Genomic DNA, 23,488 nt, shown 5'->3' with positions numbered 1-23,488 from the left:
TTTATGTATTCTCCTCAGTGCTATTGGTTGTATCTTCTGCTGCATTATCGCCATTATTAGCAGGAGCAGCACCATTTACAGTGGATGCATTGGAACTAGGATCGCTGTCTACCGCAATAGCCTCAACATCGATCGCCTCGCCATCTACCCCTTCTAGTTCTTCGCCTTCTTCTAGTTCGTCGTCCTCATCAGCATTGGGCACCAGAGCCACACCTACGATCGCATCATCATCATCCAGCCGCTGGACTCTGACACCCTTGGCTGAGCGGGATTGACAGGCGATCGCATCAACGGCCTGACGCATCACAATACCACGGGCAGTGATTAAGATTAATTCATCATCTTCATTGACCAGACGCAAGGCCGCCAATTGATCGTCGCCATGTTTAAACTTGGTGACCCGACAACCACGACCAGCGCGGCGTTGAATCCGGAACTGATCAACCGGCACCCGTTTGCCAGCACCATCCTGGGTGACCACTAAAACCCAAGGACCTTCATTAACTTCACTGCTTTCGGTTTCACTGGTTTCCAAATCACTGCCGCAATTGTCATCGCCATTATCATCACCGCCCTCAACCTCAGCCAGGCCAGCGGGCAAGATATCCATACTTACCAGTTGATCGCCCTTACCCAGCTTCATCGCCCTGACCCCACGGGTATCACGCCCCATTGGCCGGAGTTGCTCATTATCTGTGCGGAAGCGAATACCAATCCCATCCTTGGAACCAATGATAATCGTGTTATCAGCACTGGCACGGCGCACCCAACTGAGGGTGTCATCTGGTTCTAGGGAAATAGCAATCAAGCCATTGGTACGAATATTGGCAAACGCAGATAGCTTGGTTTTTTTGATGTAACCACCGGCTGTCAGCATTACTAAATATTCATCCTCAGCAAATTCACTCACCGGGATCACCGAGGTGAATTTTTCATCGCCAGCGATCGGCAGCATTTGTACCAGGGCACTGCCACGGGAAGTCCGACTGCCTTCATGGATCTCATAGGCTCTGAGGCTATAAACCTTACCGCGATCGCTAAAGAACAATAGCGAGTCATGGCTGCGACAGGCAAAGAAATGCTCCACCGCATCATCTTCCTTCATGCTGGTACCAGCCTTGCCACGGGTGGCTCGGTTTTGTGCGGCGAAAATATCTACGGGCAATCGCTTAATGTAACCACGCTCCGTAATTAGAATTATGGCTTCCCGATTGGCAATCAAATCAGCGGTATCGATTTCGCCTTCTGCTTCCAAAATTTGGGTGCGGCGCGGCGTAGCAAATGCGGCCTTGGCGGCTTCCAATTCCTCGCGGATGATCGCCATAATCCGATCGCGGTTGGCCAGAATATCCCTGAGATCGGCGATTTTGGCAACTAATTCGTTGTGTTCTTGCTCAATCTTGCCTACTTCCAGGGCAGTCAAGCGCCGCAATTGCATTTGTAAAATGCCGTCAGCCTGAGCCTGGGATAACTCATAGTTAGTCATCAAACTGCCACGCGCTTCAGCCGTGTCGTCGGCTCCCCGGATTAGAGCAATCACTTCGTCTAGATTAGCCAAGGCAATCAAAAAGCCCTGCAACAGGTGATCGCGCTCTTCCGCCTTGCGCAGTTCATACTGGGTGCGGCGAGTTACCACATTGACCCGGAAGTCAATAAAAACGGTCAGGGTGTCTCGAAGCGAGAGAATACGCGGCTCGCCATCCACCAATGCCAGCATGTTGCAGCTAAAGTTAGACTGCATTGGCGTGAGCTTGAACAGGTTATTCACCACTACCTGCGGATAGGCATCACGGCGTAATTCAATTACGATTCTCATGCCGGTGCGATCGCTTTCATCCCGAATATCTGAAATTCCATCCAGGCGTTTATCGTTAACCAGCTCAGCGATCTTTTCAATTAAAGCCGCCTTATTGGTTTGGTAGGGTAGCTCGGTGACAATAATTGCCTCTTTTTCCTGCCGTCCCGGTGCAGAAACGGTTTCAATCTCGGTCACTGCCCGCATGGCGATCGAACCGCGACCAGTGGCATAGGTATCGCGGATCGCCTGTTTGCCCAGGATCAGCGCCCCCGTAGGAAAGTCGGGGCCAGGGATGAGGGTAATCAGGTCAAGATCGCTCAGCTCTGGATCATCGATCAAAGCCACCAGACCATCCACCAGTTCGCTGAGGTTATGGGGTGGAATGTTGGTTGCCATCCCCACCGCAATACCAGAAGAACCATTTAATAATAGTTGCGGCAGCCGCGATGGCATCACGATCGGCTCTTGTTGCGAACCATCGTAGTTATCGGCAAAATTAACCGTATCAAAGCTAATGTCTTGGAGCAGGCTATCCTGGGCAATGCGGGTAAGGCGACATTCGGTGTATCGCATTGCAGCGGGTGGGTCATTATCAACGCTGCCAAAATTACCGTGCCCATCCACTAAGCGATCGCGCATGGAAAAGTCCTGCGCCATCCGTACCAAGGCATCATAAACAGCGGTATCGCCGTGGGGGTGATATTTACCAATCACATCACCAACTACGCGGGCGCACTTCCTAAACGGGCGATCGGCACTGAGGTTTAGCTCATGCATAGCATACAAAATGCGGCGGTGCACAGGCTTCAGCCCATCTCTGGCATCAGGCAAAGCCCGACCCACAATTACGCTCATGGCGTATTCTAAATAAGACCGCGACATCTCGCCCCGCAGGTCGGTAGGAATGATCCGATCGTTGGGGGTATGAGTAGAATTGGTCATATAGAAATCCTTAGACTACGATTTAGAGATCGATTACTGATTGTGCTTAACTCATTGTGCTTACTCGATGATGAATCCATGCCGATCGATGCCTGGATCTAGCTAGCTAGTATCTAGACCTAGAATATAAAACTGCGGCTGAGATGGAGTGATCTGATCTCATCTCTCGTCGCAATTTTGCACCTTGGCAATGGGTTCTACTGATTTGGCGTTGCAGCTAATGTAATTAGTTTTGATCAGGCCAACAATTCGATGAAATTTCAAGTTATTGCGCCAAGAAAAGCACTAAGTTGAAGTGTTTAAATCAGCGGTTCAATAATTTGAATTAGATGCCTACAAATCAATGTTTTAACTAATACTTTGAATAACGCCAAACAATTAGCACTACTTAATTATACGCGATCGCAACCCCTACCAGGCTAAAGTAATTAATGCATTAAGAATTGCTGCTGCTACAGGTGATCCGCCCTTGCGTTGATCGCTGCGAATATGGCTGAGGCGGGATGTGGTCAAGAGCATTTTTGATTCGACCACTGATACAAAACCAACGGGCACACCAATCACTAAGCTGGGTTTGAAACTAGGATCGCGCTGAGCCAGTCTACACAGGCTTAGTAACGCAGTCGGCGCATTACCCACCACAAAAATCGCATCGGGATGCTGTTTGGCGCAGATATACATTCCTCTACCCGATCGGGTGGTTTGCGGTTTTATGTGATTTTTTTTGCTTAGCCGCTCAGCGCCAGTTAGATCAAGGCTTGGAGCCTCAGCAATAAGTTTATTTTTGGTACTGGTTACCTCAGGGCTAACATCGACACGATCGCCATATTGTCCCTGGTCATGTAATGATTTATCCCGATCCAGGTCTAAATCTAAATCTAGATCAACATCACTACTTGGATTGGTCAAATCGGCATAATCGAGCGCATTAATAACTTCATTACCAAAAGTTTTGTTAACCAGGCCAGTAATTCCCTGCTTGACCATGCCCACATCCACCACGATCGGCTGACCAGATTTGAGCGCCTTGATCCCGTTTTCAATCGCATTGGGGGTGAATTTGATCAAATTTTTAAACTCAAAATCAGCGGTGGTATGAATTACCCGTCGCACGATCGCATATTCTGCCGCCGTAAAGCTATGCTCGCCAATTTCTTGATCGATGATTGCAAAGCTCTGGGCAGTAATCGGGTGAATGATTGACTGTGGTGTACCTTGCGGCGATCGATCTGGTTGGTCGGGGTAAATTGCTGATGAAGATTGGAGTTGCTGATTGGCTTGAATCGATTGACTAGGTTGATTAGATCGAATCTGGGGAGTTTTATTTAATGAATCTGGCATAACGACTGCCGCTTGCGGTTTGATTAAAGCGGTTTGATTAATTTTATTAAAAAAGATTCAGCAGAGGATTCAGAGATGGACTAATAAATTACTTGGGTAAGCCTGGTTACTGATTAACAGTATTAACACTGATTATCTGAGATGGGCATAGCGATCGAGAGTAAGCTTTATTTGCAGGTGATTTTAATTGGTCAGGCATAGATGCATTAGCGGTTACGCTTTTGTTTGGACTCTGCCCGCTCATAGGCCGCCACGATCTTCTGCACCAGAGGGTTACGCACCACATCAGACTTATCAAACTGGGTAAAGGCAATCCCTTCGATCCCTGTGAGCATTTTTTGCGCCATCACCAACCCCGACTTTTGGTGGTGAGGTAAGTCTATTTGCGTGATATCGCCAGTGACTATCATGCGAGATTTAAACCCCAGCCTGGTTAAGATCATTTTCATCTGGGCAGAGGTAGTATTCTGGGCTTCATCGACAATAATAAACGCATTGTTCAAAGTCCGCCCGCGCATATAGGCCAAAGGCGCTACTTCAATTACACCCCGCTCCATCATCTGCGGAATTTTTTCGGCCTCCAGCAAATCATACAAAGCATCATAGAGCGGCCGTAAATAGGGATTGATTTTTTGTTGCAGATCGCCCGGTAGAAAGCCCAGTCGTTCTCCTGCTTCCACGGCGGGGCGAGTCAGGATTAAACGATCGAAAGCACTGGCCTGCATCGCCTTAACCGCTGAAACCACCGCCAAATAGGTTTTACCAGTCCCAGCCGGGCCAATCCCAAACACTAAATCATGCTTTTCGATCTGCTTGACATATTGCTGTTGCCGGATCGTGCGTGGTTGGATTATTTCACCGCGACGACTTTTGGCGATCGCCTCTCGATGTCGCCATTGATCGGCTTGATCATTTTCGATCGCTTGCTTGGCTGCCAGAATATCCGCCTGGGCGATCACCAGATCCTGCGACCAGAGTTTCTCAAGGGCTAAGACTAATTCTTTGCATAGGTTAATTTGTACCGTGGTGCCATTAATTATTAATTCCTGGCCGCGCAACACCAATTGGGCACCAGTATGTTCGCTGATCAGCTTCAGGTTTTGGCCGTCGGCTCCCGCCAAACATATAGCACTGCTTGGGTCAGGTAAATTGATGATTTGGCGATCGACCATGTTTAAATCTTGTATTTTGCTCCAGCTACAGCCACTAACTAAATATTAACCCTATCCTTTAAGCGATCGCCAATCATAAAAGCACCATAAAGCACCGTAAAACAGATCAGCAATCTGCCGCTTAGGTACGCTTAGGTATTAGAATATGCCTTGAGTTACCTGCGCACTAGCACAATTAACACAACTTTGAATAGATCCCTTGCCTAAAGGCTCAAACTGCTGCCGCAACCATGATCCCTGCGCGGTATTGATCCTTGGCAAATGCTCTAAATTCACTCAATCAACAACATTGCATAATCATTCCACCATCGATAGCTATGCCGAAAGTTTTAGTCTCTGATCCGATTGATCAAAAGGGGATCGATATCCTCTCCCAAGTTGCCACCGTAGACATTAGTACCAAGCTGTCTCCCGAAGAGCTACTTAATGTGATTGGTGACTATGATGCCATCATGATCCGTTCTGGCACCAAGCTAACCGCAGAAATTGTTGAAGCAGGTAATAACCTCAAAATCATCGGTCGGGCTGGCGTTGGTGTGGATAATGTGGACGTACCCACTGCTACCCGCAAAGGGATCGTGGTGGTCAATTCACCAGAAGGTAACACGATCGCTGCCGCTGAACATGCCGTGGCGATGATGCTAGCCCTATCACGCCATATCCCTGAAGCTAATACCTCGCTTAAAGAAGGCAAGTGGGATCGCAAAAAATTCACCGGCGTTGAGGTCTACAAAAAAGTGCTGGGCGTAGTTGGCCTGGGTAAAATTGGTTCCCATGTGGCCAATGTGGCCAAGTCAATGGGGATGAAAATCCTCGCCTTTGACCCCTATATCACCGCCGAGCGAGCTGCGACCCTGGGTGTGTCGCTGGTGGAGATGGAAATCTTGCTGCGTGAAGCTGACTATATCACCTTGCACATCCCCAAAACGCCAGAAACCTACCATTTAATCAATGCAGAAACGCTGGCCAAAATGAAGCCCAATGCCCGGATTGTCAATTGTGCCCGTGGTGGCATTATTGATGAAGCGGCCTTAGTTGATGCGATCGAGTCTGGTGTTATTGGCGGCGCGGCGATCGATGTATTTGAAAATGAACCACTCGAAGATGGCTCGGTGTTGCGATCAGTAGGTAGAAATTTGATCCTGACCCCTCATCTGGGTGCTTCCACTGAAGAAGCTCAGGCCAATGTGGCGATCGATGTGGCGGAGCAAATCCGCGATGTGTTACTTGGTTTGCCGGCCAAAACCGCCGTGAATATTCCTGGTGTGGGGCCGGAAGTATGGCAGAAGCTCAAGCCCTATTTGCAACTGGCGGAAATGCTGGGTAATCTGGTGGGTCAATTGGCCGGCGGTCGGGTTGATAGCCTGGATGTGCGTTTGCAAGGTGAGATCGCCAACAGTGAATCCACGCCGATCGTGGTGGCATCGTTGAAAGGTCTGCTCTCGCCTGCCCTGCGCGAACGGGTGAATTTTGTCAACGCTTCGATCGAGGCCAAAGAGCGCGGTATTCATGTGGTAGAAACCCGCGATCCTTCGATCCAGGATTACACTGGCTCACTGCACCTGACTGCCAAAGGTTCCGAAGGTGAACAATCGGTGACTGGGGCATTGCTGGGCAATAACGAGATTCGGATTACCAATATCAATCGTTTCCCGATTAACGTGGCACCCACCCACCATATGTTGCTAACTCTGCACCAGGATATGCCCGGTATTATTGGCAGAATTGGTACTTTGCTGGGTGGCTACAATGTCAACATTGCTAGTATGCAAGTGGGGCGACGGATGGTACGTGGTGAAGCGGTGATGGTACTCAACATCGATGATCCTTTGCCAGCGGCGATGCTGAATGAAATCATTGATATCAATGGCGTGACCGATGCGTTTACGGTAACGCTATAGCGCTTAATTGCGGCTATTTAGCTTTAGTCTCATTAGTTAATTAGTTAATTAGTTAGTATTTTGCAAAAACATCACGATCGGCTCCTAGCTCTAAACAGGCAACCGATCGTTTTTTATGGTTATGCTTAACTTTTTAACTATGATTAAGCCCAGTCATCCCGACCAGTATTCTGGCTCGCATATACGGGCTTATTGGCATGGATTTGGCGAGTTTTGGCAAACAACTGTGCTTGATCTAGTTGCCATTTGCTGAGTGCCCGATCGAGATCGGTTTGAATATCCCTTGCACCAGGAAAGCCGTTATATCTAATTTTTAATCGAGCTAGATCAGCTAAATTGCGATCGGTTGGTTCGCCTGCCAGTAGCTCGTTCAGCAGTTGGCGATCGTTGTAATATTGGGGATGCTCTTGATCCTTGACTTCCTGTTTAGCCATAGTTACTTAGCCCAGTCAAAGTTTTAGTTAATTGCTTGATCGTTACTTGTGATCGCTTGGCGCAAAATCACCATTTGATTGCCGACCACCGGGCTGCGCGCCACCAGGTTCAAATCAGCATCAGAAACCAACAGCTTTTTAAAGTTAAGCGATTGCGATCGACCCAACAAATCAGCCATCAGTCGTTCCTGTTGTAATGGATCAAGCTGATACCAGGAATCATTTAACTGCACCACCAATCGCCCCAGCCGAAAGTTGGTTTTAACTGATTTGATCAAGGCTTCGCCATACTTACTGGACACCTCGATCACCTGATCTTGAATATCCGCGATCATGATTTTTTCAGGCGAGATTGGCGCATCACCACGTTCGGGGGGCACAAGTTCTAGATCGATCGGTTCAGAAATCACCTGGTTGGGGGCAGCAACTGGTTGTGGTGCTTTGGCTACTGGATTGCGATGAAAGATGCCCAGCGGTTTAGTGATATTCAAAAATACCAGCACCACCAGGATAAAAATCAATGCCGCCTTTTTGCTCAAGATGGTTTTGACTGCATCTGGCGCATTGGCAGCCTTTTCGCCCAGCGGACGCAATAGCGATCCTGCCGCCGTCACAAACTTTTTCCAGTAATCGCTGGATTCTACTTTCTGCCAGTTGGTTTGCACCACGGGGAGGCTAGAGAATTTTTGCCAATATTTAGCCACCCTGGGATCGAGCCAATCCAGCACAAAGATCGTATTGGTCACCACCACTTTACCAAATTCTTTAAATTGTCCCTTGGGATTATTTTGGGCAAAGGGATCGCCATCCTGTGCCGCAGGGAGTGGGGCAATGGGTTCTTCAGCAGCGATCGCTGAGCCAGTAGGATCTGCCGTGGTCGTCGATGTAGCTGGTGTTGCAATCGGCTGATTTTCTAAACTCTGGGTTAGCTTTTGTTGCAGATTTTGCAAACCTTGGAGCAACAGTTGTAATAATTTCGCCGCTTGCGATCGAGCCATGGCCAGGTATTTCGCAGGCGCAGCACCAGAATCACTTTGAGCTTCAGAGGATTCAGGAGATTCAGAAGATTCAGATGGCTCCGCATTATTTTCTAATTCAGCGGAGGCTGCCTGCTCCAGTTGCCGAGTTAACTTCGCCAATGGTGGAATCACGGCTTGCACGGCCTTGAGGCTTAGTGCTTGTAATTTTGCTTTGGGCGGCACAACCGATCCAACAGCCTGATCTGGCTGATCACTTGTCGCACCCGACTCTTGAGGGGAAGGATTTGGATTATCTTGTACCATAAGCCACTACTACCTTTGCTACCGATCGATTCTAAATTTTTAGCTAGCCTGTCAATTGGAAACTTAATCTTAGCGACATTAGGGCTGCATTAGGTAAATACTACTACAAATGCCCAAAAGCTCAACTGGACAGCATAGCCAAATCTAGGCTGCCAGTGTAACAGGATTTTTAATTTAATCATATTCTTTAAGATACGGCGGTAATTAAATCTTATGACCACCGATCGACGTAGTAATAAAGGCTGTTTATCAATCGCCAATGCTTTTGCCTGATTTAGCTGCTTGATTCAGGTGCTTGATTCAGGTGCTTGATTTAGGCGTGGAGCGTCAACCTGATTAAATATATTTAGTTCAAGAAGAAACGATCGATAATGAAGGGATAGGGTTTTCTGGCGATCGTTTCCAAAATGCAACTCTAAGTTTAACTAAGCAATAGGGTATTTCCCCGCCATTATGGGGCTGGGGCTGGGGGTAATATTTGAATTGGTCTAGTAACCATATTATTTGTGTAATTAATTTCTAATGAGCAATCACCCAGATCAACAGGATGTCGCCCTTGGCAGTGCTCATTGGTCACAAATCGATCGCCCTAGTCAGGTGCTTGGTTCTGATCGCGATCGCGCTGAGTCGCATCCGGCAAACCGTTCCACCTATGACCAGGATGTTTGCCACCGCCTCGCCAGACGCTATCAATTAGGCGAGCGCAGTTTTTGTAATGAAGACCTGCGTGGCACCAGGCTAGATGGGGTCAGATTAAACCAAGTCGATCTCAGTGGCTCGAACCTGCGTAAGGTGAGATTGGTGGAATCGGAGCTAATTGAAGCCAAGTTGATCGCCAGCGATCTCGATCGCGCAAATCTGAGTGAAACTAATCTCAGTCGTGCCAATCTCGACCAGGCCAAACTAGGCAAAGCCAGACTGCTATTAACTAACCTGAGAATGGCCAGCTTGAGGGAAGCTCGGCTGAGCCAGGCTTGCTTGCTGTCTACCTTTATGAATTGGGCGGATTTAACTAAAGTCGATCTCCACTCTGCCGATCTGCGCGGTGCGATTTTAAATGACGCTAATTTATATGAGGCCGATTTGACCGACACCAATTTAGTCGGGGCATACCTGAATCGGGTTAATCTCACCAGGGCGCAGCTCCAAATGGCTAATATGATCGGTGTCAGGTTGATCAGCGCTGATTTACGGGGAGCAAATTTGTGCCGGGTCGATCTAACGGGGGCTAATTTGAGCAAGGCCGATCTAGAAGGAGCTAATTTGCAGCAGGCTACTTTAACTGGTGCGATCATGCCGGATGGCACGGTGCATCTCTAAATGCTGGATAACTAAGCTCAGTGCGACTAAATCTTTGAAAACTCTGGCTTTTCGTTACTGTAGTAGTCCACAGTAGTCCACCACAAAGAATTTGATGCTTAATTTGCGATTGTGATAGCTCTTTTGCAAGAGTGCGACCAATCATAATTAACGTGGTCGAGTAGTAGATCGTCTATAAACCTTAGCTATTTCGTTAGCGAGTATTTTTGATTACACCAAGGTTTGATAAGTGCCTGAATAGCCCTGTTTGGTTAACGTTCAGCCTGCATATTCAAAATTTCTAAACCTGCTCTCGATCGCATAGTTCGGTAAACCACACTCGAAGTTGGTTCCAGCTTTCCGATAAATTAGCACTCAGCGAGTGAGAGTGCTAAGCCCATAAAGTCACTCGACTCCCCCTGACTAGATTATTAATTCTATATAGTAAGGGTTTGACTCGATCGCACAGGTATTTCAATTCGATTAATTACTTTGTCACAGCCTTCAGCGTCTTCAGCTTGGTCGTGGCCATAATTCAATTAATTGCTTGATATTGATTGATCACATGCAGGGTCGAGTTTAGAAAGGATAAAGGATAACTGAATTTCTCATGCTTAACATTTGACCTCTGGGCAGCGAGCTAGTCGATCCCTGTCGATCGGACAGCAAAGTTGGTCAGATCTTTGGTGGAGCAGTTAAGCAGTTTAAGCAGTTAAGTATAGAAATCGGTTGGCTTGTATTCACAGAATTGTTATTCACTGATATTCACTAACAGCATTAGCGTTGAGGATTGGAAACTATGGCAACAACTTTAAATGTATCTACCGTCAAACCCCTTGGCGATCGAGTTTTTATCAAGGTTAGCGCCAAGGAAGCAAAGACCGCTGGCGGCATCTTTCTACCCGACACCGCTAAAGAGAAGCCTCAGGTCGGTGAAGTTGCCGCAGTGGGTCCTGGCAAGCGCAGTGAAAATGGCTCTCGCCAAGAACCAGAGGTCAAAGTTGGCGACAAGGTGCTTTACTCCAAGTATGCTGGCACCGATGTCAAGATTGCTGATGACGACTATATCCTGTTGGCAGAAAAAGATATTTTGGCGATCGTTTCTTAGCTGGAATTTCTGAGCTGAAACTAGCATTCTTACCAATCGGCAGTCATTGCTGGGTTGGGTTTAGCAGCGATCGACTAACACCAAGTTTGATTAAAAGTTATAGCGATCGCCGCTAATTATCAAAATCTTGAAATCCTTGAAATCATAGTTAACTATAGAAATAGGTAAAAATAGGTAAATACCAGATATGGCTAAGAAGATTATTTATAACGAAGATGCGCGCCGCGCCCTCGAAAAAGGGATGGATATTCTGGCCGAGTCTGTGGCCGTGACCCTGGGCCCCAAGGGCAGAAACGTAGTTCTAGAGAAAAAATTTGGCTCACCCCAGATCATTAATGACGGGGTCACGATCGCCAAGGAAATCGAACTAGAAGACCATGTGGAAAACACTGGTGTGTCGCTGATCCGTCAGGCTGCTTCCAAAACCAATGATGCGGCTGGGGATGGTACTACCACCGCCACAGTTTTAGCCCATGCGATCGTCAAGGAAGGTCTGCGCAACGTGGCCGCTGGTGCTAATTCAATCTCGATTAAGCGCGGTATCGACAAAGCCACGACCTATTTGGTTGATAAGATCGCCAGCCATTCTCGCCCCGTAGAAGACTCTAACGCGATCGCCCAGGTGGGTACAATCTCCGCTGGCAACGATGAGCAAGTGGGTAATATGATCGCCGAAGCAATGGACAAGGTCGGCAAAGAAGGCGTAATCTCGCTCGAAGAAGGTAAGTCCATGACTACCGAACTGGAAGTCACCGAAGGGATGCGCTTCGAGAAGGGTTATATTTCCCCTTATTTTGTGTCCGATGCGGAACGGATGGAAGCAGTGATCGATGAGCCGATGGTATTGCTCACCGACAAAAAGATCGGCATGATTCAGGATCTTGTGCCAGTATTGGAGCAGGTAGCTCGCGCTGGTGGTTCGTTGCTGATCATCGCTGAAGATATTGAGAAAGAAGCCCTGGCTACTCTGGTGGTCAACCGCCTGCGGGGTGTCCTCAATGTCTGTGCCGTAAAAGCTCCTGGTTTTGGCGATCGCCGTAAAGCAATGCTCGAAGATATTGCCGTACTAACTGGTGGTAAGTTGATTACCGAGGATGCTGGTTTAAAACTAGAAGCAGTGAAGCTGGAAGACCTGGGTAAGGCACGTCGCATCACCATCACCAAGGACAGCACCACGATCGTAGCCGAAGGCAATGAAGCTGAAGTCAAGGCTCGTTGTGAACGCATCCGTCGTCAAATTGAAGAAAGTGATTCTTCCTTTGATAAGGAAAAACTGCAAGAACGCCTAGCCAAGTTGGGTGGTGGTGTAGCCGTGATCAAGGTGGGGGCTGCCACTGAAACGGAAATGAAGGATAAGAAATTCCGCCTTGAAGATGCAGTTAATGCAACCAAGGCCGCCGTTGAAGAAGGGATTGTACCCGGTGGCGGTACTACCTACGCCCATCTAGCGCCAGACTTAGAATCCTGGGCTAGTGGCAATCTGGCTGGCGAGGAACTAACCGGCGCAATGATGGTGGCACGGGCGCTATTGGCTCCAGTGAAGCGGATTGCTCAAAATGCTGGTTTTAATGGGGCAGTGATTGCCGAGCGGATTAAGGAAAAGGGCGATTTTAATGTTGGCTTTAATGCCATGAATGGTGGCTTTGAAGATATGTTTGCCGCTGGAATTGTCGATCCAGCCAAGGTAACCCGTTCGGCGCTGCAAAATGCGGCCTCGATCGCCGGCATGATTTTGACCACCGAATGTATTGTGGTTGATAAGCCTGAGAAAGAAGCTGCACCTGCTGGCGGTATGGGCGGTGACTTCGATTATTAATTTCGATTATTAATCAAGTAATCAACTAGAGAAGAGACCAGTTAATCTAATAATCTAAACCAGGTCAATTGGTTTCGCGCTCAGTTGCATATTTGATGAATATTTGAATAACTTAGAGTATTGAATAACTTGGAGTAAGGATGCCTGATCATTTGCGATCGTGTGCATCCTTATTTTTATGCTTTATTTTCATGCTTTTTGTGGGAGGTCTTAATGCCATTTGTGAATGGCCAGGCGCTAATAGTAGCCAACCGACAAAGTTTAGGGAATAAAATATATTAAGAATTTGTTTAGTTAGTTAATATAGGATGATATGTGACAGGAAACGGGGATCAACAGGCTAGCGGATTTGGTGAAGCAATAAAACACTAGTCAAAGCTAGCTGGTAGCACAGGAGATGGGAAATAGATGGCGATCGACAAGCAGGTGGAATTGCTCAAACAGAGCGTTGCCAACTGGAATAATGTCAGAAATAATGGCAGCTTGCAGAACCTTGATTTGTGCGGCGCAAATTTGCGGGGTGCAAAACTAGCCGGGGCAAACCTGAGTAAGGTCGATCTCAGTGGCAGTGATTTAATCGGCACAGACCTGAGCAGAGGAAATCTGAGTAGTTGCGATCTCAGTGCGGCTTGTTTACGCGGAGCCAACCTCAAGGAGGCTAACCTTGCCAATGCGGATCTTAGCTCGGCTGATTTGCGCGGCGCTTCTTTAAACCGTGCCAGTTTATGTAAGGCCGATCTCAGTGCTGCTGATCTGGGGGTGGCAGAATTAATCAATGCTGATCTGTCGGAGGCAAATTTTAAGGGGGCGGATTTGCGGGGTGCGAATTTTACTGGGGCAATATTCCATAAAACCGATCTGCGTGGCAGCGATCTCCATGAAGCGATTTTGACCGATGCTGACCTAGCTGGGGCGGATTTTCGGGGTGCAATCATGCCCGATGGCAATATTTATCAAATGCGACCCAATACCACTGAAGTTTAAACGTCATAAATGTCCATGAATATACGGATTGGTAATGGTTACGACATCCATCAGTTGGTTAGCGATCGCCCCTTGATTCTCGGTGGCGTAACGATCGAATCGGCGCTAGGCTTGCTGGGGCATAGCGATGCGGATGTGTTGACTCACGCGATCATGGATGCGATGTTGGGGGCATTGGCATTGGGCGACATTGGCCATTACTTCCCGCCCAGTGATCCCAAATGGGCTGGGGCAGACAGCATTGAGTTGCTCAAGGAAGTGAACCAGATTATTACGGCTCAGGGTTGGCAGATTGGCAATATTGATGCGATGGTGGTGGCGGAAGCGCCGAAACTAAAGCCGCATATTAAATTAATGCGCGATCGCCTCGCGGCTGCCCTGTCGATCGATGTTTCGCAAGTGAGCGTGAAGGCGACCACAAATGAAAAATTAGATGCGATTGGTCATAAGCAAGCGATCGCTACCCATGCGGTAGTTTTATTGGCGCCTGTGTAACAGCCTAGAGCAGGATTCCATATCACCACAAATTAGCGTAGTTGAATGCTGCTAAATCGCTTAACATCACTGCAATCTAGACTAGAGAACATTTGTCGTCATAAATCAGTCAATATCAGCAATCAATAGATTTAATTAGCCATTATGGCCAGAGCTTTGAATCTTAGAATCATCAATTTTTGCCAGTCATCATGAACTCAGCGATCGCCCTTGCTCTGATTAGTCTGCTGCCAATTGCCAATTTAGTCCCATCCCAGACTGGTCTTGGTTTGGCTGATGATTTGCAATATGTGGCTCAATATGATCAATATGCAGCCAGCTTCACCCACTCTTCAAAGCAATCGATCGCTACTGCTCCTCAAACCAAAATTATTGATGATCCAGAATCAGTAACTTTAACGCAAGCACCAACCAGCGATCGCAAATTATTAGCTGCACTCGATCCGGCTAGTGATCCCAAATTCCAGCAAATTATGCAAGTGGCGATCGCCCAGGAGCTACATCAACAATCCTATGGCGAGATGGTGCAAAGCATGGCGGCGCAATTAATTGGCTCTGGCTATCGGGAAGGTTTGCTGGATCGATCGCCCCAGGAAAAGCTGGTTGTTTCGCTGACTCAATTCGATTGTGTATTGCTGGTGGAAATAGCCCTGGCTCTGGCAATGGGCGTAGCAGTTGAAGACTATACCCCTACCACTCTGGCTAAGAATGTGCAGAGCTTGCGCTATAGCGATGGCGAGGTTAATGGTTATTGCAGTCGATTACATTATTTTTCCGACTGGATTAATGACAATCAAAAGCGGGGGCAGGTGGTGGAAATTGGCGATCGCCTGGGTGGTCTTCCGCTCAATAAACCGCTCCGATTTATGAGTAACCATTGGCAGCTCTATCCCAAGCTGATCGGTAGCAAAGCTAATCGAGATTGCATCACAGCGATGGAAAAAGGCATCAATACTCAGCAAATATCCTATGTGCCAACGGACAAGATTCGCGCTGCCTATGGTCAACTGCAACCGGGTGACATCATTGCGATCGCCACTGAAATCGAAGGTCTAGACGTAACTCATACGGGCTTGGCCTATCGACATAGTGATGGCAATTTTGGTTTGATTCATGCCTCGCCAGTGGGCAGGGTGGTGGTTTCCCATGATCTACAAGCCTATATTGCGCGGCAACCGCAGGCGATCGGCATTCTGGTGGCCAGACCGATCAGTCCTGGGCGATCGGCTCAACCCCAGCCAGATCAAGAATTTGCGGGATCAGGTGTTCAGTTTTGATCGCCATCAAATGCACCCCCTGGCAAATATCTTTGGCCATTTTGACCTGTTCCGCCGCGATCGCAATCCCCTCCTGTAATGGCTGCTCCGCTTGGGCAAGGCGATCGATAATCGAATCAGGAATGTTTACCCCCGGCACATATTTATTAATAAATCTGGCGTTCTTGGCCGACTTGAGCAGAAAAATCCCCGCCAGGATTGGTTTACCGCTGGCATTCCCCACCTCATGCATAAACTTATCGAGGCGATCGAAATCCGTAATCAACTGGCTTTGGAAAAACTGCGCCCCAGCCTCTAGTTTGCGTTCAAATCTGCGCACCAATCCTGACCAACTCCCCAATTGCGGATCGACCGCTGCCCCCGCCAGCAAGTTTGTACCACCATTGGCAAGTTGCTTTTCATTGATGTCAATCCCCTGATTGAGTTTGGCAATTAGTTTGAGCAACCTCACCGATTCAAGATCAAACACAGACTTAGCATCCTTATGATCGCCCGATTTGACTGGGTCACCGGTCAACGCCAGAATATTGCATAAGCCCAGGGCACTTGCCCCCAACAAATCCCCTTGCAGTGCGATCCGGTTGCGATCGCGGCAGGCCAGTTGATACACCGCTTCGATTCCCGTTTGCTGTTGCACCAACACAGAGGCTGCCAACGGACTCATTGCCATCACCGCCCGACTGGAATCGGTGAGATTGATCGCATGAACTCGGCCTTTGAGTTGTCTGGCTTGTTCCAGCATATGAAATGGATCGCTACCTTTGGGAGGGGCAACTTCCGCCGTAACCAAGAATTTGCGATCGGCGATCGCTTGACCCAGCAGCGATGTGGTTGATTTGACCTGATCAGATTGATTAGATGGATTAGCCAAAGCGTTAGCCCAATTGAATTAAGACGATTTAAAATGGTTCCCTAAGTACCTCTAAGTACCTAAGTATAAGTATGATAATGCCCCAAGCACAGATAAGTTATTTCAGGGCAAACCCACAGGCAATTATGCTCACAGACAATTTATTAACAGCACTTTAGCAAAAATTAAAACCTAGTTGGCAACTAATCGAACACTACTGTTCTGAGCCCCAGCTTTGACTTAGCCGTTTGACCATAAATTAACACGCGATTTTCTAGATGCAATCGCACCGCCCGCGCCAACACAATCCGTTCCAGGTCTTTGCCTTTGCGAATCAAGTCAGCCACCGCATCTCGATGGGAAACCCTGATTACATCCTGCTCAATGATCGGCCCTTCGTCTAGATCTTCAGTCACATAATGAGCCGTAGCACCAATAATTTTTACGCCGCGCTGATAGGCACGATGGTAGGGTTTTGCGCCAGGGAAAGCAGGCAAAAAGGAATGGTGAATATTAATTACCTGGGGAAAGGCCGCTAAAAACTGAGGACTGAGCACCTGCATATATTTAGCCAGAACCACTAAATCGATCTGGTATTGGTGCAACAAATCAAGCTGGAGTTTTTCCTGGGTGGCTTTGGTTTCGGCCGTAATCGGCACATGGTGGAAGTTGATCCCAAAGTTATGGGCGATCGCTTCCAGGTTGGGATGATTGCCAATCACCAGCGGGATCTGGCTGTTAATTTCACCGGACTTGTGCCGCAAAATCAAGTCATAGAGACAATGGTCTTGCTTAGTCACAAAAATTGCTACCCGCCGTACCCGATCGGAGAAGTGGAGTTGCCATTTCGCATCGATCGCCGCCGCCAAAGGTTGAAAACTAGCGGCAATCTCCTGGCGTTCTAAATTAAAACCAGCTAACTGCCACTCAACCCGCATCAAAAATAAACCAGCCGAGGCATCAGTATGCTGATCGGCATGGATAATATTGCCATTGTGGGAGTAGAGCCAGTCAGCTACCTTGGCCACCAGACCTTTTTGATCGGGACAGGAAACCAACAGGGTAGCCGTAGTCATGCCAGCGCATCCTTGAGCGTATTCACCACATATTGCTGCTGTTCATCGCTAATCTCTGGGAACATTGGCAATGACAAAACCTGCTGGCTGACTAGTTCTGAAACGGGGAAATCACCTGACTTATGCCCCAGATCAGCATAGGCATCCTGGAGATGCAACGGCACCGGGTAATAGGTGATTGTAATTACGCCCTGTGCTCTGATTTGGGCTTGGATCGCGTCCCGATCGGCATGGGCAAAGCGAATTGAATATTGATTCCACACGCTGCCGGGGCAATGCTTGGGCGTGATCATGCCGTCAATGTGCTTGAGATATTGATCATAGCGGCCGATCGCCTCTTTGCGCAGGTGATTCCACTTGTCCAGGTAGGGCAATTTCACCCGCAGGATCGCCGCCTGCACCGCATCCATGCGTGAGTTAATCCCGATCGTACTGTGATAATAACGTTTGGGGCTACCATGCTCTTTAACTACTCGGCTTTGCTGTGCCAGATCTGGGTTACTGGTGGTTAACATGCCACCATCCCCACAACAGCCCAAATTTTTGGTGGGATAGAAGCTAAAACAACCCACATCACCAATACTGCCCACCTGCTGACCATTCCAGGTGGCACCGATCGCCTGGGCGCAGTCTTCTACTACATAGAGGTTGTGTTGCTTGGCGATCGCCATGATTGCGGTCATGTTTGCGGGGCGACCAAATAAATGCACGGGCATAATCGCCTTGGTGCGATCGGTGATCGCGGCCTCGATTTTGGTCACATCGATATTAAAGCTATCGGCCTCAATATCCACAAATACCGGCTTTGCACCAACCAAACTAACCACTTCTGCACTAGCAAAAAAAGTAAATGGCGGCACAATCACTTCATCACCAGCACCAATACCCAGGGCTCGCAGTGCCAGATACAGCGCATCGGTGCCAGAATTACAGGCCACAGCATCGGTGCAACCCACGTAAGCAGCCAGCTCCTGCTCAAATTCTTTGACATTAGAGCCGCCAACATATTGGCCAGAAGCCAACACCGCCGCGACCGCTTGATTTATTTGATCGCCAATCTGTCGAAATTGTTCGGTTGCATCGAAGGGGGGAACTTTAACCACGCCAAATTTGTTTAGTATTTCCTAAACTGCCTAAAACTATATTCTTAACCTATTAAATCTTAGATCGCTTAGGTTTAGGGATTTTTTGGCGATTTAATCTGTTTGGGGTAATCGGTGCGATCGTGATTCTATCGATTACCACGAGTTTAAAGTTAAATTGCGATTATTTAGCACCATTAGAGCCGTTATTGCCATTATTAGCACGGGCATAATCATCCTGGAACCGGGTGATATCGTCTTCGCCCAGATATTCACCATTTTGCACTTCAATGATCACCAACGGAATTACACCAGGATTTTCGAGTCGATGGCGCGTACACATCGGTACATAGGTCGATTGATTACTGCTGATCATGATTTCGCTATCGCCACAGGTGACCTTGGCGGTGCCAGAAACGACAATCCAATGCTCACTGCGATGGTGGTGCATTTGCAAGCTGAGACGATGACCTGGCTTAACTTCGATCCGCTTGATTTTATAACCACGCCCTTCTTCTAGCACCGTAAATGAGCCCCAGGGTCTAGGGGTTGGGCTTAAGCCATTGGAATTATTTAAATCACTACTAGCACCATTGAGATTAGAGATTGAGGTGGAAACTTCTTGCGCTTGTGTCATTACCCTAAACCTAAGAGTTAATTAATTATGACTACTAAGACTGTAAATAGCATAGCAGTTTGAAAAGAGTGACGTTGAAAACTTCGATTAGCTTACATTACACATGGATTAACCATTAGTATCTCAAACGTATTGAGAGTAATAATATCTGTTATATTCAAGACATGGCTGAAGAATATTATTAGAGTCATACATAGTCCTAAAGGCTTAAAAACTAACTAATCTATCTCTAATGGGTTTGAACAATGGATACAGCAATACTTCTGAAAGACAAAAATCACTTGCTGGATTTTTTCTTGGAGCTTCGCTCACAGAATAAGCTAGAACCAAGCTCTATTTTAGCTGGTTTTCCTCAAATCCTAAATAGTCAAAAAGAAAACCGTAATAGCTCTTCTATCAAATATTTCTATTCTCCAGAAACCATTAGTGCTTTTGTGGAAATACTGGAAGAGATAGAAAAGATATTGGATCAAGAGTGGCAAAGTATCCTTGATTCCATTAGAAAAAATCACGAAAAGCCTTATGAGCAAATTGAACAGAACGATTCGCCTTCCTTTCCTAAAGAATGGCTAATGGTTTTAGGTTTGCTAGTTTCTGTTTTATGGGCTTCAATCAAGCTTAAAGAAAACTTTTTTTCCAGATCTACAAAAAGCCTTAGAAACATACTTAATATTCTTGAATACAATACCAAATCTCAAGAACTAGGAAACATAGAAGCCTGTGTTTCTGTAAAGGGAATTGGCGATACAAAAATGAAAGTCGGAGAGTTGGTTCAGTTTATAGATGAAGGTGGTGAACTTGAGTATATACAAGTCAGCCCCAAGGGTAAACGTAGAGTTTAGTTGTACAAATTAATTTGAAATTTGATCAACTAGCATGACAGTAACGTCGATATCTTCCCCCAGCTTGCCAATAAACTTACCTTCATCGACTTCCTCTCTAGTCAGTGATGCGTAAACTGTGCAACCAATAAATTTTTTCCTATCTGAGAATAAATCACTTTTATTTCTATCACTAAGGCTTACTTCCTTCCCAAGCTCAACATATACATGCAGCTTTTTTGTTGCTTTATCACCGTAGTATGTGCATATCCCATATACGTATCCATCACTACAAGCATTTCGGAACTCTTCTGGTTCTGCTTTTATCGGAATTTCTTTTGCCATAGTATAAGCACAATACAGCAGATTCCGCAATAGAATATGACATGATAGGAGTAAAGTAAGAATCAAAAAGTATGAGAGCCCATTCTCTAGATTTGCGTCAGCGCATAGTCACAGCGTACGAAAATAAAGAAGGTTCAATCCGTGAGTTGGCAACCCGATTCAGCGTTAGTAAAGACAGTGTCCATCAGCTGCTCCAACTTTATCGCACTACTGGTTCAGTTGAGCCAATTCCATACAAGGCAGGAGCAAAAGCCAAGTTTAATGAAGCTGCTCTGGCTGAGTTAGCAAAGTTAGTAGCCGCTAAAAATGATGCCACACTGTCGGAGTTATGTGAGCAAATGTATGAACGTACTGGCATCAGGGTATCAGAACCAACCATGTGCCGTACGTTGCAAAGGCAGGAGTTAACTCGAAAAAAAAACTTTTCACGCCGATGAAAGGGATACAGAACGAGTGCAACAGCTGAGAGCAGATTATCAACGCTGGCTTTGGCCACAGGCAATGGAAAACCTGGTATTCATTGATGAGACAGGCGTTAACCTGGCAATGACCAGGTTGTATGCAAGGGCTACTCTAGGTGAGAGAGCCTATGCTAGTAAACCACTTGCTCGAGGCAAAAACGTTACTATAATTGGGGCTATGGCATTACGCGGTGTGCTGACTAATTTTACTTTTACTGGTAGCAATAATACTGATACTTTCGTGTCCTATCTCAAAGATAAATTGCTGCCTAACCTATGGTCTGGTGCAATTGTGATTATGGATAACCTCAGTGTACATAAGGTTGATCCTGTGCGAGAGTTAATTGAGTCCGTCGGTGCTCACTTGGTTTACTTACCGCCTTATTCACCAGAGCTAAATCCGATTGAGATGCTGTGGTCAAAGGTGAAACAGTTTCTACGCTCTTGGGCGGCCAGGGACTATGATGACTTGCATAAAGCTATTTCTAACGCTCTTGCCAAGGTTTCTCTAGACGATATTATGGGCTGGTTCCTTGAGGCCGATCTCTGTGCGTCTCTAATCTGAAATGCGCTGTATACTGGTTTTCATAGCATGTAGAATTTTATACTGAAATTGGCTAGTGATATACAGGTTTGATGCAACAGACCTATGCAAAAGCTTAAGGATAGATAGGAATGATCGAGGCAAATAATTGTTTGCGGGTTGGTCAGCCAGCTCCAAATTTCAGTGCGACGGCGGTGGTTAATCAAGAATTTAAGATCGTCAAGCTGTCTGATTATCGGGGTAAAAAATATGTGGTGCTATTTTTCTACCCACTGGACTTTACATTTGTTTGCCCGACGGAGGTGATGGCATTTAGCGATCGCTATGCCGAATTTAAGCAACTGGGTGCGGAAGTGTTAGGTGTATCGGTAGACAGTGAGTTTGCCCACCTGGCCTGGATTCAAACCGATCGCAAATTAGGAGGGGTGGGCGATCTTAACTATCCCCTGGTTTCCGATATCACCAAGGCGATTAGCACTGCCTACAATGTGCTCGATCCAGCGGCTGGGATTGCCCTACGCGGTTTATTTATTATTGATAAGGACGGCATTATTCAGCATGCCTCAATTAATAATTTTGCCTTCGGTCGTGGCCTGGATGAAACGCTGCGCACCCTCAAGGCGATCCACCATACCCAAGTGAATGCCAATGAAGTCTGTCCGGTCGATTGGCAACCTGGCCAAAAAACAATCACCCCAAGTTCCAAGTCCGCTAGAGGCTTCTTTGAAACCCTGGAATAGATTTAGCTCTTATTGCGCCGATCGCCCGATCGATCATGGGTTAGGATTAGTTCAGGCTTTAGTTAATTGGTGTATCTACAAATATCTTACCGACCAGGCTAATTAATAGTTTCAAAAGTTGGGAAGGAGTTCTGCTCATAACACCTAAAACATCTAAAATAGATGCCCAGACACCTACTAATTTGTGGGTTAATGCTACTTGGCAAGATTACTTAGCTGCGATCGATCGCATTGACGCTGATCCTAATGCCGCCAAATTTAAATCCTAGGTAGTGCTTAACAAGTAAGGATCTAGGAAATAGTTGAATATCCATAACCCAAACAAGCTAAGCTCCGAATTTTAAATCGATTGCCAATTATCCTTACTACTGCATGACTACCAAATCTTGCACTGAAAGTGCATAGTTTTGACTAGTGTTCTGTCAATCTTGGGTTTGTGAGTTAAGGGAAAGATGGATAAACTATACCTATGTTATCCGAGCAGTATATTATGCCTAAACGCTATATCGTCCGTTTGAGCAAGGAAGAGCGCGAAGAGCTGCAAAATCTTGTGTCTACTGGTAAGGCCGCCGCCTATAAAATCAAACATGCCAACATTCTGTTAAATATCGATATAAATGGCCAGAACTGGACAGATGCGGAAGCCGCCGCCACCTTTAGTTGCCATCGCAATACAGTAGCCAACCTGCGTCAACGATTGATTGAAGGAGGTTTAGAGTCGGCCTTGGCACGCAAACCTCGCCAAAGTGCGCCACGACCACACGTATGTGATGGAGAGTCGGAGGCAAAGCTAATAGCCTTACGTTGTAGCGAACCACCTGCTGGTCATGCTCGCTGGACATTGCGATTGCTTGCTGATAAAGCGGTGGAGTTAGAAATTGTACCAGCTATTTGTCACGAGACCGTGCGACAAGTGCTGAAAAAAACGAACTGAAACCACATCTACGTCAACAGTATGTGATTCCACCTGAGCAAAATGCCGATTTTGTTGCTCATATGGAAGATGTTGTTAGGCGACAATTACCTTGGCGTCTGGATGACGATTACTTGGCATAAAAAGATGATCGCCAGCAAGGATATGA

Annotated in this window: 22 protein-coding genes; 12 read left to right on the top strand and 10 right to left on the bottom strand. The window is 46.9% G+C overall.

Annotation, left to right across the window (positions count from 1 at the left end; translation table 11 throughout):
* Position 1: 1 nt before the first annotated feature.
* The 3 genes from gyrA to PSE7367_RS10140 form a co-directional block, all read right to left on the bottom strand.
* A complete protein-coding gene (gene gyrA / locus PSE7367_RS10150; RefSeq protein WP_015165264.1) occupies positions 2 to 2,740 on the bottom strand; it encodes a DNA gyrase subunit A in 2,739 nt (912 codons plus the stop codon).
* A 411-nt stretch (positions 2,741 to 3,151) separates the two neighbouring features.
* Positions 3,152 to 4,081 (bottom strand): precorrin-8X methylmutase, encoded by a 930-nt coding sequence (locus PSE7367_RS22720; protein ID WP_015165263.1) that lies wholly within the window; start codon positions 4,079 to 4,081, stop codon positions 3,152 to 3,154.
* Between the two features lie 206 nt (positions 4,082 to 4,287).
* Positions 4,288 to 5,253, bottom strand: coding sequence for a PhoH family protein (locus tag PSE7367_RS10140; RefSeq protein ID WP_015165262.1), 966 nt, complete (start codon positions 5,251 to 5,253; stop codon positions 4,288 to 4,290).
* Between the two features lie 317 nt (positions 5,254 to 5,570).
* On the opposite strand from PSE7367_RS10140, the gene serA reads away from it, so the two are divergent.
* Positions 5,571 to 7,154, top strand: a complete 1,584-nt coding sequence (gene serA / locus PSE7367_RS10135) for a phosphoglycerate dehydrogenase (protein ID WP_015165261.1) — start codon at positions 5,571 to 5,573, stop codon at positions 7,152 to 7,154.
* 143 nt (positions 7,155 to 7,297) lie between these two features.
* On the opposite strand, the gene PSE7367_RS10130 is transcribed toward serA, so the two are convergent.
* Both PSE7367_RS10130 and PSE7367_RS20400 read right to left on the bottom strand, forming a co-directional pair.
* Positions 7,298 to 7,588: a DUF3288 family protein gene (locus PSE7367_RS10130; RefSeq protein WP_015165260.1), complete on the bottom strand. Its 291-nt coding sequence runs from the start codon at positions 7,586 to 7,588 to the stop codon at positions 7,298 to 7,300.
* 23 nt (positions 7,589 to 7,611) lie between these two features.
* Positions 7,612 to 8,871 (bottom strand): hypothetical protein, encoded by a 1,260-nt coding sequence (locus PSE7367_RS20400; protein WP_015165259.1) that lies wholly within the window; start codon positions 8,869 to 8,871, stop codon positions 7,612 to 7,614.
* Between the two features lie 522 nt (positions 8,872 to 9,393).
* On the opposite strand from PSE7367_RS20400, the gene PSE7367_RS10120 reads away from it, so the two are divergent.
* From PSE7367_RS10120 to PSE7367_RS10095, 6 genes are all read left to right on the top strand, one after another.
* Positions 9,394 to 10,191: a pentapeptide repeat-containing protein gene (locus PSE7367_RS10120; RefSeq protein WP_015165258.1), complete on the top strand. Its 798-nt coding sequence runs from the start codon at positions 9,394 to 9,396 to the stop codon at positions 10,189 to 10,191.
* 778 nt (positions 10,192 to 10,969) lie between these two features.
* The gene (gene groES / locus PSE7367_RS10115) at positions 10,970 to 11,278 is read left to right on the top strand and encodes a co-chaperone GroES (RefSeq protein ID WP_015165257.1); all 309 of its coding nucleotides are present in this window, start codon (positions 10,970 to 10,972) and stop codon (positions 11,276 to 11,278) included.
* Positions 11,279 to 11,465: 187 nt separating this feature from the next.
* Complete coding sequence (gene groL, locus PSE7367_RS10110) at positions 11,466 to 13,094, top strand: chaperonin GroEL (RefSeq protein WP_015165256.1); 1,629 nt, start codon at positions 11,466 to 11,468, stop codon at positions 13,092 to 13,094.
* Positions 13,095 to 13,502: 408 nt separating this feature from the next.
* Positions 13,503 to 14,078 (top strand): pentapeptide repeat-containing protein, encoded by a 576-nt coding sequence (locus PSE7367_RS10105; protein WP_015165255.1) that lies wholly within the window; start codon positions 13,503 to 13,505, stop codon positions 14,076 to 14,078.
* A gap of 15 nt (positions 14,079 to 14,093) precedes the next feature.
* The gene (gene ispF / locus PSE7367_RS10100; protein ID WP_015165254.1) at positions 14,094 to 14,573 is read left to right on the top strand and encodes a 2-C-methyl-D-erythritol 2,4-cyclodiphosphate synthase; all 480 of its coding nucleotides are present in this window, start codon (positions 14,094 to 14,096) and stop codon (positions 14,571 to 14,573) included.
* Positions 14,574 to 14,764: 191 nt separating this feature from the next.
* Positions 14,765 to 15,850, top strand: coding sequence for an N-acetylmuramoyl-L-alanine amidase-like domain-containing protein (locus tag PSE7367_RS10095; RefSeq protein ID WP_015165253.1), 1,086 nt, complete (start codon positions 14,765 to 14,767; stop codon positions 15,848 to 15,850).
* Here PSE7367_RS10095 and PSE7367_RS10090 read toward each other — a convergent pair.
* From PSE7367_RS10090 to PSE7367_RS10075, 4 genes are all read right to left on the bottom strand, one after another.
* Positions 15,783 to 16,721, bottom strand: a complete 939-nt coding sequence (locus PSE7367_RS10090; protein ID WP_015165252.1) for a methylenetetrahydrofolate reductase — start codon at positions 16,719 to 16,721, stop codon at positions 15,783 to 15,785. The genes PSE7367_RS10095 and PSE7367_RS10090 overlap by 68 nt on opposite strands.
* Positions 16,722 to 16,903: 182 nt before the next feature.
* Positions 16,904 to 17,776 carry a formyltetrahydrofolate deformylase gene (purU, locus tag PSE7367_RS10085; RefSeq protein WP_015165251.1) on the bottom strand — a complete coding sequence of 291 codons (873 nt, stop codon included), beginning with the start codon at positions 17,774 to 17,776 and terminating at the stop codon, positions 16,904 to 16,906.
* A complete protein-coding gene (locus PSE7367_RS10080; protein ID WP_015165250.1) occupies positions 17,773 to 18,879 on the bottom strand; it encodes a DegT/DnrJ/EryC1/StrS family aminotransferase in 1,107 nt (368 codons plus the stop codon). The genes purU and PSE7367_RS10080 overlap by 4 nt, the downstream gene beginning before the upstream one ends.
* 163 nt (positions 18,880 to 19,042) lie before the next feature.
* Complete coding sequence (locus tag PSE7367_RS10075; RefSeq protein WP_015165249.1) at positions 19,043 to 19,495, bottom strand: phosphomannose isomerase type II C-terminal cupin domain; 453 nt, start codon at positions 19,493 to 19,495, stop codon at positions 19,043 to 19,045.
* Positions 19,496 to 19,740: 245 nt separating this feature from the next.
* Here PSE7367_RS10075 and PSE7367_RS10070 point away from each other — a divergent pair, with 245 nt between their 5' ends.
* Complete coding sequence (locus PSE7367_RS10070; RefSeq protein WP_015165248.1) at positions 19,741 to 20,337, top strand: hypothetical protein; 597 nt, start codon at positions 19,741 to 19,743, stop codon at positions 20,335 to 20,337.
* A gap of 9 nt (positions 20,338 to 20,346) precedes the next feature.
* Here the strand turns inward: PSE7367_RS10070 and PSE7367_RS10065 are convergent, their stop codons facing one another.
* Positions 20,347 to 20,661, bottom strand: a complete 315-nt coding sequence (locus PSE7367_RS10065) for a hypothetical protein (protein WP_015165247.1) — start codon at positions 20,659 to 20,661, stop codon at positions 20,347 to 20,349.
* A gap of 71 nt (positions 20,662 to 20,732) precedes the next feature.
* Between PSE7367_RS10065 and PSE7367_RS10060 the strand changes: the two genes are divergently transcribed.
* The 4 genes from PSE7367_RS10060 (at position 20,733) to PSE7367_RS10045 (ending at position 23,340) form a co-directional block, all read left to right on the top strand.
* A complete protein-coding gene (locus PSE7367_RS10060; RefSeq protein ID WP_041698387.1) occupies positions 20,733 to 21,098 on the top strand; it encodes a helix-turn-helix domain-containing protein in 366 nt (121 codons plus the stop codon).
* A gap of 16 nt (positions 21,099 to 21,114) precedes the next feature.
* Entirely contained in the window at positions 21,115 to 21,687 is a 573-nt protein-coding gene (locus tag PSE7367_RS10055) for an IS630 family transposase (RefSeq protein WP_041698386.1), read from the top strand.
* A 110-nt stretch (positions 21,688 to 21,797) separates the two neighbouring features.
* Entirely contained in the window at positions 21,798 to 22,406 is a 609-nt protein-coding gene (locus PSE7367_RS10050) for a peroxiredoxin (RefSeq protein ID WP_015165246.1), read from the top strand.
* Positions 22,407 to 22,875: 469 nt separating this feature from the next.
* Complete coding sequence (locus PSE7367_RS10045) at positions 22,876 to 23,340, top strand: helix-turn-helix domain-containing protein (RefSeq protein WP_083883781.1); 465 nt, start codon at positions 22,876 to 22,878, stop codon at positions 23,338 to 23,340.
* Positions 23,341 to 23,488: the final 148 nt, after the last annotated feature.

The organism is Pseudanabaena sp. PCC 7367 (assembly GCF_000317065.1).
Classification (GTDB): domain Bacteria; phylum Cyanobacteriota; class Cyanobacteriia; order Pseudanabaenales; family Pseudanabaenaceae; genus Thalassoporum; species Thalassoporum mexicanum.
Note: the sequence above shows the minus strand (reverse complement) of the source record. Positions and strands in the feature narration are given on the sequence as shown.

What these genes read in the sequence shown, in the direction of transcription:
- PSE7367_RS10075 (WP_015165249.1), bottom strand. Translation starts at nt 19,495, where the DNA reads ATGACACAAGCGCAAGAAGTTTCCACCTCAATCTCTAATCTCAATGGT.
- PSE7367_RS10095 (WP_015165253.1), top strand. Translation starts at nt 14,765, where the DNA reads ATGAACTCAGCGATCGCCCTTGCTCTGATTAGTCTGCTGCCAATTGCC.
- PSE7367_RS10070 (WP_015165248.1), top strand. Translation starts at nt 19,741, where the DNA reads ATGGATACAGCAATACTTCTGAAAGACAAAAATCACTTGCTGGATTTT.
- PSE7367_RS10050 (WP_015165246.1), top strand. Translation starts at nt 21,798, where the DNA reads ATGATCGAGGCAAATAATTGTTTGCGGGTTGGTCAGCCAGCTCCAAAT.
- PSE7367_RS10065 (WP_015165247.1), bottom strand. Translation starts at nt 20,661, where the DNA reads ATGGCAAAAGAAATTCCGATAAAAGCAGAACCAGAAGAGTTCCGAAAT.
- PSE7367_RS10105 (WP_015165255.1), top strand. Translation starts at nt 13,503, where the DNA reads ATGGCGATCGACAAGCAGGTGGAATTGCTCAAACAGAGCGTTGCCAAC.
- gyrA (WP_015165264.1), bottom strand. Translation starts at nt 2,740, where the DNA reads ATGACCAATTCTACTCATACCCCCAACGATCGGATCATTCCTACCGAC.
- PSE7367_RS20400 (WP_015165259.1), bottom strand. Translation starts at nt 8,871, where the DNA reads ATGGTACAAGATAATCCAAATCCTTCCCCTCAAGAGTCGGGTGCGACA.
- PSE7367_RS10120 (WP_015165258.1), top strand. Translation starts at nt 9,394, where the DNA reads ATGAGCAATCACCCAGATCAACAGGATGTCGCCCTTGGCAGTGCTCAT.
- serA (WP_015165261.1), top strand. Translation starts at nt 5,571, where the DNA reads ATGCCGAAAGTTTTAGTCTCTGATCCGATTGATCAAAAGGGGATCGAT.
- PSE7367_RS10060 (WP_041698387.1), top strand. Translation starts at nt 20,733, where the DNA reads ATGAGAGCCCATTCTCTAGATTTGCGTCAGCGCATAGTCACAGCGTAC.
- ispF (WP_015165254.1), top strand. Translation starts at nt 14,094, where the DNA reads ATGAATATACGGATTGGTAATGGTTACGACATCCATCAGTTGGTTAGC.
- purU (WP_015165251.1), bottom strand. Translation starts at nt 17,776, where the DNA reads ATGACTACGGCTACCCTGTTGGTTTCCTGTCCCGATCAAAAAGGTCTG.
- PSE7367_RS10140 (WP_015165262.1), bottom strand. Translation starts at nt 5,253, where the DNA reads ATGGTCGATCGCCAAATCATCAATTTACCTGACCCAAGCAGTGCTATA.
- groL (WP_015165256.1), top strand. Translation starts at nt 11,466, where the DNA reads ATGGCTAAGAAGATTATTTATAACGAAGATGCGCGCCGCGCCCTCGAA.
- PSE7367_RS22720 (WP_015165263.1), bottom strand. Translation starts at nt 4,081, where the DNA reads ATGCCAGATTCATTAAATAAAACTCCCCAGATTCGATCTAATCAACCT.
- groES (WP_015165257.1), top strand. Translation starts at nt 10,970, where the DNA reads ATGGCAACAACTTTAAATGTATCTACCGTCAAACCCCTTGGCGATCGA.
- PSE7367_RS10130 (WP_015165260.1), bottom strand. Translation starts at nt 7,588, where the DNA reads ATGGCTAAACAGGAAGTCAAGGATCAAGAGCATCCCCAATATTACAAC.
- PSE7367_RS10045 (WP_083883781.1), top strand. Translation starts at nt 22,876, where the DNA reads ATGTTATCCGAGCAGTATATTATGCCTAAACGCTATATCGTCCGTTTG.